At 40.2% G+C, this 12,597-nt stretch carries 9 protein-coding genes and 2 tRNA genes; all 11 read left to right on the top strand.

Features of this window, described 5'->3' with window-relative positions:
* The coding region (locus DC077_RS10345; protein ID WP_121494626.1) for a BapA/Bap/LapF family large adhesin at nucleotides 1-3,347 on the top strand (3,347 nt) is incomplete at its 5' end.
* A 1,028-nt stretch (nucleotides 3,348-4,375) separates the two neighbouring features.
* The gene (gene dapB, locus DC077_RS10340) at nucleotides 4,376-5,128 is read left to right on the top strand and encodes a 4-hydroxy-tetrahydrodipicolinate reductase (protein WP_109202486.1); all 753 of its coding nucleotides are present in this window, start codon (nucleotides 4,376-4,378) and stop codon (nucleotides 5,126-5,128) included.
* Between the two features lie 379 nt (nucleotides 5,129-5,507).
* The gene (locus tag DC077_RS10335; RefSeq protein WP_109202485.1) at nucleotides 5,508-5,828 is read left to right on the top strand and encodes an aromatic acid exporter family protein; all 321 of its coding nucleotides are present in this window, start codon (nucleotides 5,508-5,510) and stop codon (nucleotides 5,826-5,828) included.
* Between the two features lie 606 nt (nucleotides 5,829-6,434).
* On the top strand, nucleotides 6,435-6,857 hold the full coding sequence (gene dksA, locus DC077_RS10330; RefSeq protein ID WP_109202484.1) for an RNA polymerase-binding protein DksA: 423 nt from the start codon (nucleotides 6,435-6,437) through the stop codon (nucleotides 6,855-6,857).
* 507 nt (nucleotides 6,858-7,364) lie between these two features.
* A tRNA-Ala gene (locus DC077_RS10325) sits at nucleotides 7,365-7,440 on the top strand.
* Between the two features lie 4 nt (nucleotides 7,441-7,444).
* A tRNA-Glu gene (locus DC077_RS10320) sits at nucleotides 7,445-7,520 on the top strand.
* Nucleotides 7,521-7,600: 80 nt separating this feature from the next.
* A complete protein-coding gene (locus DC077_RS10315) occupies nucleotides 7,601-7,870 on the top strand; it encodes a hypothetical protein (RefSeq protein WP_109202483.1) in 270 nt (89 codons plus the stop codon).
* Between the two features lie 490 nt (nucleotides 7,871-8,360).
* On the top strand, nucleotides 8,361-8,879 hold the full coding sequence (locus DC077_RS10310; protein ID WP_109202482.1) for a disulfide bond formation protein B: 519 nt from the start codon (nucleotides 8,361-8,363) through the stop codon (nucleotides 8,877-8,879).
* Between the two features lie 171 nt (nucleotides 8,880-9,050).
* A complete protein-coding gene (locus DC077_RS10305; protein WP_109218036.1) occupies nucleotides 9,051-9,854 on the top strand; it encodes an ABC transporter ATP-binding protein in 804 nt (267 codons plus the stop codon).
* A complete protein-coding gene (locus tag DC077_RS10300; RefSeq protein ID WP_275663947.1) occupies nucleotides 9,851-10,633 on the top strand; it encodes an MlaE family lipid ABC transporter permease subunit in 783 nt (260 codons plus the stop codon). Before DC077_RS10305 ends, DC077_RS10300 begins: the two co-directional genes overlap by 4 nt.
* A 98-nt stretch (nucleotides 10,634-10,731) precedes the next feature.
* On the top strand, nucleotides 10,732-12,096 hold the full coding sequence (gene dnaA / locus DC077_RS10295; protein WP_239990300.1) for a chromosomal replication initiator protein DnaA: 1,365 nt from the start codon (nucleotides 10,732-10,734) through the stop codon (nucleotides 12,094-12,096).
* Nucleotides 12,097-12,597: the final 501 nt, after the last annotated feature.

Here is a 12,597-nt window from a genome sequence, read left to right as displayed (position 1 = left end):
TCAAAGATCAAGAAGGAAACAGCTTAGGTTCTGTCGTAGCAGATCCTGAGAGTGGTGCTTATGAAGTTGAGCTTAGCCGCCCAGTGACCGATGGCGAAACTGTCAATGTTACGGCAACGGATAAAGCAGGTAATACTTCAGATAAAACACCAGTAACGGGTGAGAAGGATACGACTGCGCCCGATGCGCCCGATGCTGAGATTGATGACGGTAATAGTGTGCTCACAGTCAAAACTGAGCCTAATGCAACTGTAAAAGTTTATGATTCAGAAGGTAAACCATTGCTAGATAGTGATGGTAAACCTATTGAGTTTGAAGCGGATAAGAATGGTGATGCTAGTTATACATTTGAGCCGGCATTAGAGCGCGGTAAGATTATTAATATTACGGCAACAGATAAATCCGGTAATGAATCTCAACCTACAGAGGTTATTGCAGGGGTTGCAGAGATGTTAGCGACCGTAGATAATTATGTTGATGTGGTACTTGATGCAACGCCGAAGAGAATTGAGAATGAAAATCCGGAGGAGATGAATAAAACAGGATTCAGTGTTGTAAGTGCTGGCCTTGGTCCTGTTTTAGATTTAAATCTTCTTGGTGAAGTTGCGAAGAGTTCGATGCACTTTGATGTTGGTGATAACCAAGTCAGAGAGATTACGCTTCAAGGTCAGGCCGGTGGGGTGCAACTTGCTGCAACGATGGACTTATACTTTTATAAACTGAATGAAAGTACTGGTCAGTGGGAACAGCAGATGGTTGAGAAAAACTGGCTTGTCTCCTACCTCTTAGGTGGAATATCTGAAGAGACGACCTTTGAGCTTACTGAGGGTAAGTGGATGGTCTTAATGGCAGGAAACCTCGGAGTACAAGCATTAACAGGTTATACCTTGAAATTAAATAAAGATATTATTCTTGATTATGGGGAAGCTGAGAGTGTTAAAGGTTCTGCTACCGGGAATATGATTACAGATGAAGATCCAAAATATGGTATGGATGAGGTACCGGAAGGTACGGTATTAACTTCTGTTAATGGTATCAATGTATCTTCAAATGCAAAAACGATCATTCATGGTGAATATGGTAAATTGATTGTTAAAGCAGATGGATCGTATCATTATGAGGTTAATGAAGATTTCCGTGGATATGGTGAAAAAGATACCTTTATCTATGAGGTGACTTCACCCTCGGGCAAAACATCTCAATCAGAACTGACCTTTGAATTAAATATCACTTCAAAAGAGGAGCGGGTTGAATTTGATAATACGGTTGTTCTTAATACTGAGCCAACAATCACGTATGATGGAGAATCAGATCTTAAACAAGTTGGGTTTTCTGTTATAGATCTTCCATTAGCGGGTTCTATTTTAAGTGCTGAAGCTCTATCGGGTGCTAAAACGCTGGACTTTACTGTGGGAGTGGATGAAGTTAAAGAGATAACTTTCCACGGAAGTGCAGGAGGTGTTACTGTAGGTGTTGGTTATGATCTCCATATCTATAAACTTGATCCAGAAACGGGAAATTATGTTCAAGTACATGTAGAAGAGAGTTGGTTCTGGACTGTTCTTTTAGGTGGAAGATCAGATCAGTTAACACTTCAGTTTGGTGAGGGGGAATATAAAGCCTTCTTACAGAGTAAAGGTGGGTTAGGGCTCTTGACTGGAGCGGGGATCTATGTGGATCATGAAAAGGTTTATGATTATGGTCAGCCGGCTAAATATAGTGGTTCTGTGACGGGAGATGCTGTCAAAGATAGTGAAACGATCTTACTGAAAGTTGATGATCAGGTGGTAGAACCGGGTAAAGCAACTGTTGTTATGGGGGAATATGGAAAATTAGTAATTAATTCTGATGGAACATATACCTACACTGTTGTGAAACCGAAAGATGCGCCTGAAGATTGGAAGCCTCCATATGGTGCATTTGATAGTTTCCGTCTTGTGACTCAAGATGCAAATGGAAAAACGATAGTCGATAGCCTGAATATTAAGATCGGTCTTCATACTGCTGATGATGATTTTAATGATATTGCCGTTGCAGAGGAAAATGTTAAATCTGAGATAGAGATTGAAGATACGAAGGCTGGAAAATCTGACGAAGCAAAAGTGAAAAACTTCACTATTGAAGAGGGTCAGATTGGAAAAAGCTTTACTATCAAAGCTGAGGGTGATTCTAAAGGTGTAGGTAAATGGTCTGATCCTATGACAATTACTTATGTCTTAAAAAACCTAACTACAGGACAAGAGTGGACGAAAACGACTGATAAAGTTGCTGATGCGGTTTTAGAGGATGTCCTTCAAAGTTTACCTGCAGGAGATTATGAATTAATCGTTACTCCAACAGATCAAGGGGGTATTAAAAAGTTAAATGTCAATATTGAAGTTGTTCATTTAGATGAATATGAAACTGTTCATATTGACCCTATTACAGGTATGCTATTCGAAAATGACAAAGGTAAGTTAATGTTAGATACCTTAAAGATTGCGGATAAGCAGCTATCTGTGAATGATCCTAAACAGGGTGCAGAATCGATTGAGATCGAAGGATTGTACGGAATTTTAGTTGTCAGCAAAGATGGTTCTTATACTTACACGCCGAAAGGAGGCGTATATGGAATTGATCGTTTTATTTATGAAACAGTATCTAAAATGGGAACTAAGGAGACAGCAACGCTTGAGATTAACGTTGGTAAGGTTGTAGTGGCATCAGAATATGATGATATTGCAAGAAGCTCTTCCGCAGACGATAGTTTCACAATGGGAGCCGGCGCTGATACTGTAATCTTTACAAATCTGGGTGATCCAGAGGGTAGAAATAATGGTAATGGTGCAAATGGTTTCAATAAGTGGACTGACTTTAATTTAGAAGAGGGCGATAAGATTGATCTTGTTGGACTTTTAGATGGAAATCAGACTACGGATAATATTGAGCAATATCTCAAATATGAGGATGGTATTTTCTATGTGGATCGTCTTGGCCAGGGAGAATTTGAAGCATTGTTAGAGGTTGAAGCAACAGATTTAGATTCTCTTTTAGATGGTATTGTTTGGGAAGTTGAATTACCAACGATGACAAGTCAGGGTCTTGATTTATCACAAGTTGATAGTTTTGTGGCGGATGATCAGGATGATTTTTATTCTGATGATCAGTCATTGCCTTCGTTCGAAGCGCTGATTCTTTCGGAAGATTCAGGGACATTGACACTACCTGAAGCGGAGGATGATACAGAAATAGAGAATCAAGCTCAGAAATTAGAGGAAAAAAGTGAGGCAACTGTAACAACTTATGATATACAACCTGTTGTTGATCCATTAGATGATTTACTTGAGCACAAGCCTATGCTGGTCTAGTAGTAAGATAATCGCCTGTAATTGATGAAAGATTACAGTAGTGATTGTGAAGTAAAAAAGCCCAAAACTTATCAAAGTTTTGGGCTTTCTTTTAAATTATTAAGTGTTAATGAAGCACAAAGAGATATCAATAGTGTTTAAAGGGGTGAATCCACTTTAAATCTATCACGCTGATTTTAGAGGGAGTTTTGAAAGGAGATTGTGCCTCTTTGAGAGGCAATTAAAGCGAGGGATCGATAGCACTACCGGGAGAATAGAGTGAAAGATTAATGATCGGTTAGATTCTACATTTCGTTCAGTCTTACGATTTTAGTGACTTATCGCCTAATCCTTTTAGGTTGATAAGGGGGTAACTCAATCGACCTGCAAGGATTAATTCTTATGTCCTAATAAATGACCGTAAGATTAATAAGGCAGAATCTCATTAATACCTTTCACGATTAACTATCAGCAATAAGCGATCATTACTATAGAGTAATAAAAGATCTCAATGTGAAAATTGTAGATCCTCTTTATCTGCTATAGATATTGATTTGGAATAGGCGTTGCGAATAGCATCCATAGTTGACAGTGCTATCGACCTTCTTAATATTGAAGTAGATTTACAGATATTGCAACTACTTGTTTTTGTTTGAAGTAATTTAAGTTTTAAGTCTGTCGACAAAAAAAGTATTTATCAAGACTCATCTCTTTGAGCTATAAGGAAACATCAGGGTTTATAGATATTAATTAATATTGGGATTGATTGGCGATTATCTCTATTTGTTTTAAAAATATTCAATTTTTGTGTAAACAGATTAATTGAAGATGATGTTTTGTAAATTTTTGAGTTTTCTTTGTGGTATTTTTTAAGAGGATTTTAATAGTCTGTTTTGATCTATTTTAATGATCTCAGTGGTTGCGTTTGAGAAAGGGCGACTTCTTTGAGGTAATCCTTTAAAATGGTGATCGTTGTAGAGATTGGATGAGTATATGAAGACTCAAGGAATCTCTAGGAATTAAAAGATCTATTAAAAGATGAGGATAGCATGGTAAAGGTAGGAATTATCGGGATTTCGGGCCGAATGGGGCAGGTGTTAAGTGAAGAGATTACAAAGAGAGAAGGATTGGTGCTTGGGTGCTCTTATAGTCGAGAGTTAGCAAAGAATAGTACTATTGATGCTGTGTTTAAAGAGAATGATATCGTTGTTGATTTCTCCCATGCCACACTAGTACCGGAGATTATAACTGCAGCTCTCAGCAACCCTAAACCCCTTATTATCTGTACAACCGGTTGGGATCAAGCGGCATTGATGCCTCAGATTGAGCAATTAGCGAAAGAGGTGCCGGTTATTTTAGCGACCAATACTAGTATTGGCGCTGCGATCCAGCGTTATATTGTCCAGATTGTGGCAAAAGCATTAGGGGATGATTTTGATATCGACTTACATGAGAGCCATCATCGCTTCAAGGTTGATAGCCCCTCAGGAACTGCGGTAACGTTACTAGAAGATATTGTTGCAGCAAAAGAAGAAGCTTTTAATAAGCGTTATACTCCTTATCAAGTAGGGGATGGAGCAAGAGAAGAGGAGAAGATTGGTGTCTCTGTTACCCGAGCCGGTTCAATTGTAGGAGAGCATGCAGTGACTTTTACCAGCTTAGAAGAGCAGATTACCATTAAGCATACAGCCTTTGATCGTACGCTCTTTGCAAAAGGAGCCCTTAAATGTGTAGAGTGGTTAAGCCAAACTCAAAAACCGGGGCTCTACACTATTTTTGATGTCTTAAATCTCAAATCTTAGCTTGTGAAGCTTAAGCCTTAAATCTTAAATTCAAAATAGCCATTTCTTAAGATTTCTTTAAGAAAATTTGGATAGAGTGGGCAAGGAGTGATTGTAATGCTATTTACACTTCTGCTATGAGATTAACTGTTTAGCTTAAGCTTCCGGGAGATCTTCAATGAGATCGGCTGATATGGGTGATATTTCGCAAAAGACTTGATATGGATCGCTTTTGTCGCCATAAAGTGAGATAGGGAATCGTGATTAACCTTGATCATTCAGGCGGAGTGATCGATCGGGGTGCTGTCAGCCGATCAGGAAGCGTAGATAGCTAAAAGTAGAATGATTTACGATGATCTTATCGTTGATCCCTATCGTTAATATAATAGGAAGGATAAAGATGAGCCAACAACTCTATATAAATGGCAAACCCGCTTCTCTTTTACAGAGAATTTTAGCAGCAGTGATCGGCATTGGCGCATTAATTGTCTTTGCATTTTTTGGCCTGGCTGTTTTTGTGATTGGCCTTGGTGTCACTGCAGTATTAGCCGTCATCTTCTTTTGGAAAACGCGAAAAATTAGAAAACAGGTGCGTGAAGAGATGGCTCGGATGCAAGAAGAAGGGGGCGGCAATTTCTCTCAATTTTATGGTCAGCAACCTAGCAGGGCGAAAGAGCAGAAAAAGGGTGAGCTCTATGAGGGTGAATATAAAGAGCTATAAATTTTTTATGAGGCTTTGTCAAAGATGATTAAAAATAGTTGATTCCCCGGTATCTTTTTCTGGGGGATTAATGTATCATTTTTGCGAAATTATTATATTGCGTTGATATTTTCTCTGATTTACTTCGCTATTTAATACTCTTCTTAATTATTGTTTTATAAGTAAATGGCTTTATAAATGATTTTAAGTGACTTTATTAAGAATAATTTATTAGGGCGTTATTAAAGAATCAATTTGAAGAATCAATTTGAAGTATCAATTTAAATTATCAGTCTGCAATATAAGTAATGAATGGCTGTTTCAATAAGAGGATCGATGATCATTGACAGTAATAGGAGAGATTTATTGCGCAATTAAGATGCGAGGATAAATTGAGAGCTTGAATGGTTTGCTCAAAACTGATTGACTGTGTAGCTATATAATTTTATGTGACTCTATTGAAATGATCTTTATAAGGTCTCTCAATTAATAAGAAAGTGACATTACGACCTATTAAGAGAGTGGCGTTATATAGAGACTGATCGATAGGGTATTCTCTAACGTTGTATGTGTTGGATTAGACCAAGCCCACCTCAATTGTGGGCTAGGATGTGAAGAGGAAGATAGATGAAGAATCAAGAGTTTCGTGGTTTCACACCTTATGAGATTAAAGAAGGTGAAGAGTATATGAATGAGGCGCAGCGTGAGCATTTTAAATTGATTTTAGAAGGTTGGCGCGAAGCATTAGTTCAAGAAGGTGAAAAGACCGTGAATAATATGCAAGATGAAGCCTTTAACCTCCCAGACCCCAATGATAGAGCAACACAAGAGGAAGGTTTCTCATTAGAGTTACGAACGCGAGATCGTGAGCGTAAACTTCTTTCGAAAATTGAGAAGACTCTTCGCCGTCTCGGTCTCGATGACTACGGTTATTGTGATATGTGTGGTGTTGAGATTGGAATTCGCCGTTTAGAAGCGAGACCAACGGCAGAGCTCTGTATCGATTGTAAAGAGATTGAAGAGCAGAAAGAGAAAGCAAGAATTAGTTAAGAGAACGAGTTAAGAGAATAAGTTAATTGAGTCGCTCGTATAATGTCGAGGGCAAATAAGAGAAAGACCAGCCTAAAGGGCTGGTTTTTTTGTGGGAGCACTATTTAAGATTAATATCTTGATATCTTTTATTGGTCTCTTTCTATTGATAGAGATAGATTAGATTTATAGTGAATGTTAGAAGTGATATCGATGAAGCCTTGTTATAAAACTGATAAATAGTGTGATGATCACGTCTCTTTGTTGAAATTGTCTATTTTTCTCTCTTTTAGAGATCGGTTTAAGAAAGGATTCGCTCAATGATACAAAACTTTTTCTGTTTAGATATTGTGCAGAAGTAAATAGGGAAGAGAGTTTTCTGTTTATAACTTATTGATTTTATGTGAAGTAATATCTATAAATAGTATCTGTTGTTTGATGTGTACTAATTGAGCAATATTTTGTTTGACAGAAAAGAGAGAATTTTCTATTATACAACTCCTCAGACAGAAACAATAAAAATTGTCTGGGGCTATAGCTCAGTTGGTAGAGCGCTTGCATGGCATGCAAGAGGCCGTCGGTTCGATTCCGACTAGCTCCACCATAAAGTCCCTATCGTCTAGAGGCCTAGGACACTGCCCTTTCACGGCGGCAACCGGGGTTCGAATCCCCGTAGGGACGCCATATTTAAGAAGCCTGCATCATACGATGCAGGCTTTTTTGTTTCCATTTTATCAATCGCTAAAGTAGCGCTATTTGCCGGCATGCAAATGATGGAAGCATGCAGTGATCATCTCCGGCCACTCATTAACCTCTGTTTTTCAGCAGATAAGAAGGCTCGTGGAGCGGCGGGAACCGACTATTTCGTTCTTATTACAATCGCACGCCCGCCGATTGGCATCTCTGATACCCTCTTGCCGGTGATAGAGGATCGCCAACTCCCGGCGCGCGTTTTCTGGAAGAACGTGATAGTAAGATCCGGCAGCGTTCAGCTGATATCAAAACAATATTACTTCAATATTATCAATCGCTAAAGTAGCGCTATTGGCCGGCATGCAGGTTATGGAAGCACGCAGTAGTCATCTCCGGCCACTCATCAACCTCTGTTTTTCAAAAAATAAGATAGTGAGTTGAGCAATGGAAGCGGGCTACTTCATTCTTATTACAATCGCATGCCCGCCGATTGGTGCTTTTATAGTGCCGAGCAAATTATTACTATTTAATGTAATAGTTACTGACCGATTGAGAGATCGCTTTCTGCCGGCGCGCGTTTTCTGGAAGAACGCGATAGGAAGATCCGGCAGGGTTCAGCCTCTTTGGTTCTGATGAATAGCGCTTCAGATAATTTTTATCACTGATACTTTTTTATGCATCTTTTTTTTAGATAATTGAAAAGAGCAGGGAAGGGGGAAGCTCGCTATTTAACGAAGATCTCTCCAAAATAGGTGCGATTTATCTAAAGAAGTTATCCACAAAACGTGATAATATAATGAGTCCTAATCGCTAGAGAGGATATCACTCCCTATGTCTCCCCGTATGATCTACTTTATCTTAGGCCTATTACCCCTTGCGGCGATCGCTTATGCGAAGTTTTATCTTGAAGATATTCAGCTTTTAGAGCCATGTCCCTACTGTATGTTGCAGCGGGGGATATTACTGCTCTTTACAGCACTTTTTTGGTTAAGTGGGCTCTTTGTTCAACGCGGATCCCGATTCTTTGCTTCGCTCTCTTCACTGCTTTTTATCATTGTGGGGGCTGTCGGGCTCTTTGTTGCCGGCAAACATATCTATCTGCAACTTAATCCTGCCGATACTTTAGGATGTACCCAGACAACATTAGCGATTACAGAAGTTTTTGATTACCAAATTGTAAAAGATCTCCTCTTAACAGGCGGGGATTGTAGTACGATCGATTGGACATTCTTAGGATTATCAATTCCCATGTGGACAGCGATTCTCTTTCTTCTACTAACAATACTAGGATTATTGATGAATCGCTATATGCGGCATAGCATCGATCGCAATCGGCGACCTTACTATTAAGGAATACTTTAAGGGGTATGAGAAGTCGTATGTATTCACTTAGTAGTTGTCACATCAGTCGTCACATCAGTCGTCATATTAGTATTAGTCATGTTTGAAGAGAGTCTATTTGTAGAAACTAAGTAAGCTCATTATCTATATTAGGGCAGAGGTTTAGTAAGGATTATCCGTATGCAGAACAGAGTGCAGAATAATATTATTCATCTTGAGGAGATTAACCTCAGTTTTGGATCAAGGGAGATCTTTAAGAATCTCTCATTAGCCATTCCTGAAGGAAAGATCACCGCAATATTAGGGCCATCAGGATCCGGAAAGACAACATTGCTCCGCCTTTTAAGTGGTCAGATTCTCCCAAACTCCGGCAAGGTCACCTTAATGGGAGAGAATGTAGGGACTATTTCTGAGCGTAATCTCTATAAGATTCGCACGAAGATGGGAGTCCTCTTCCAATCGGGAGCGCTCTTTACCGATATGACGGTCTTTGACAATGTCGCCTTTGCTCTCAGAGAACATACAGAGCTCGATGAATCGATGATCAATACGCTTGTGTTATTGAAATTACAATCGGTGGGATTACGTGCTTTAAAAGATTCCTACCCTGCACAACTTTCAGGTGGACAGGCCCGAAGAGCCGCTTTAGCTCGCGCAATTGCCCTCGATCCGGCATTACTCCTTTATGATGAGCCCTTTGCCGGACAAGATCCGATCTCGATGGGGGTTTTAATTCGTCTTATTAAGAATCTTAATGATGCACTTAAGATTACCAGCGTGGTGATCTCTCATGATGTGGAAGAGGTTTTATCGATTGCAGATCATGCTTGTATCTTAGGTGAAGGGCGAATTATCGCTTACGGCTCTCCTGATGAGATTCGTCACCATCAAGATCCATGGGTTAAACAATTTATTAATGGAGAATCAGATGGCCCCGTTCCTTTCCATATCCCCACAAAACCGTTAGAGGAGGTTCTATTTTGAGTAATATTATCACCATGACAGGCGAGAAGAGTCGGGGATTTGTTAAGCATATTGGCGAGGCAACCCTTCTTCTGATCAATATCTTAGTCAATTCCTGGTATCTCTTTAAAAAGCCACGCCTTTTTGTACGTCAGGTCTATCAGTTAGGGATTCTCTCACTGCCGATTATTCTCTTATCGGGGTTATTTGTGGGAATGGTGCTCTGCTTTCAAGCCTTTGTGAACTTAATTAACTTTGGTGCCGAGGCTTCAGTTGGAACCATTGTTGCGCTTGCGCTCTTTCGGGAGCTTAGCTCTGTTTTAACAGCACTGCTCTATACCGGTCGCGCGAGCTCTTCATTAACGGCAGAGATCGGCTTGATGCGAGCAACAGAGCAGTGGGCAAGTTATGAACTGATGGCGATCAATCCCGTTCAATATATCTTAACGCCCCGTTTTTGGGCCGGTGTTATTGCGGTGCCGATCTTAGCGCTCCTCTTTAGTACGATCGGTATCATTGGCGGATATGGTGTTGCGACCATCTCTTTAGGGGTTGATGGTGGGGCATATTGGTCACAGATGAAGTCGGGTGTCGATTTTGGTGTCGATATCGGGCTTGGGGTGGTTTTAAAAAGTTTTGTTTTCGGTATAATATCGAACCTCGTTGCGCTTTATATCGGATTAAAAGGGAGAGCAACCGCAAGTGGGATTGCTCGGTCAACGACCGATACAGTTGTGATTTCGTCACTACTTATCTTAGTGGCCGATTTCCTCTTAACAGCGATGATCTTTGGAGTATAACGATAATGGAAGCGGTATAACGCTTTCAGTGAGTTTGCATATCAACGCAACTTAAGATCAGTTCCTTTTGCCGATTTTTAGAATTTAGAGTCTTACATATGATGAAATTTAGTTGGAAAAATTGCTTAGAAATTCTTGCGCTACAGATGTCGGAAGAAGAGTATAGCATGTGGATTTCACCACTTGAGGTGGTCTTCAAAGATGATCACGTCATGGTGCTAGCTGCAAATGAAATTGTACTCCGTGGTGTTCAAACTAAATTTAAGACATTATTGGAAAATGCCATTGTTGATGAGAGTGGTTTTGATATTGAGATTCGTTATGGTTTAGGTACCGAATCGGAATATGAAGATCATCAAGTCAAGAAACAGAGTAAACGGACGACTCGCCGAACAGGTCGTGCACGTAATGTGACAAAAGACTCCATTCGTGAGCAGTCGATTGAAACGAGTAACTTAAACCCCGATTTTAGTTTCGATAATTTTGTGGAAGGGAAGTCGAACCAATTTGCATTAGCGGCTTGTGCTCAGGTCTCTAAAAACCCTGGAACGTCACATAATCCGCTCTTTATCTACGGAAATACAGGTTTAGGGAAGACTCACTTGATGCATGCTGTAGGGAATGCTATTAAGGAGCAATATCCTGATGCGCGTTTGATCTATCAACATTGTGATGGCTTTATTGAAGATATCGTCCGTAGTATGCGTAATAATACGATCAATGAGTTGCGCCACTTCTATCGAACGCTCGATGCGCTCTTAATTGATGATATTCAGTTACTTTCCGGAAAAGGAGGATCGCAAGAGGTTTTTTTCCACACCTTCAATACGCTGCTCGATGGTGGGCATCAGGTGATTCTCACTTGTGACCGTTATCCTAAAGAACTTGAAGCGATGGAAGAGCGCTTGAAATCACGATTTGCATCGGGTTTGACGGTAGATATTAAACCGCCCGACTTTGAGCATCGAGTTGCGATTTTAGAGCAGAAGGCGGAAGCTTGGGGTGTTGATCTGCCGAAAGATACCAAATTCTTTATTGGTGAGACGGTTCGAGCAAACGTTCGTGAATTAGAGGGGGCGTTGAAGCAGGTTAATGCGATGGCCTCTTTCAAAGGGATGCCATTAACTTTAGAGATCGCTCAAGAGGCGCTTCGTCACTTAGTAGAGATCCAGGATCGTCAAATTACCCTTGCCAATATTCAGCGAACCGTGGCGAGTTATTTCGATCTTGAACTTTCTGAGATCTTAGGAAAGAGTCGTAAGGCCAATATCGTTAAACCGCGTCAATTAGCGATGTATATCTCTCGAGAATTAACAGAGCATAGTCTGCCGGAGATTGGGCGTGAATTTATGCGTGATCACTCCACCGTGATGCATGCTTATGACAAAATCGCAGAAGAGTTAGAGACCAATATTCGCCTCAAGCGTGATTTTGATGCAATTAAAGCCTCTCTATTGGTATAGAGAAATAGTGTAGAAAAATGGGGGAGAAAAATTCCTGATCGATTCCTCTTAGTGGATTCTTAACGGATATTGTTCGATCTTTAATGGAAATGAATTGGAGCTTACAGTGAATGATCTCATTGTAAGCTTTTTTTATTTTATCGATGAAGATTAGAAAGAGGCTGAACGCTGCCGGATCTTACTATCACATTCTTCTGCTGATCATGCGCCGGCAGTTGGCGATCTTCTATCACCGGTAAGAGGGTATTAGAGATGCCAATCGGCGGGTATGCGATTGTAATAAGAACGAAATAGTCGGTTCCCGCCGCTCTACGAGCCTTCTTATCTGTTGAAAAAACAGAGGTTGATGCCTTGCCGGAGATGATTATTGCGTGCTTCCATCATTTGCATGCCGGCAGATATCGCTACTTTAGCGATTGATAATATTGAAGCAATATTGTTTTGATATCAGCTGAACGCTGCCGGATCTTACCATTGCATACTTCCAGAAAACGCATGCCG

The organism is Ignatzschineria cameli, from assembly GCF_003121895.1.
Lineage (GTDB): Bacteria > Pseudomonadota > Gammaproteobacteria > Cardiobacteriales > Wohlfahrtiimonadaceae > Ignatzschineria > Ignatzschineria cameli.
Note: the sequence above shows the minus strand (reverse complement) of the source record. Positions and strands in the feature narration are given on the sequence as shown.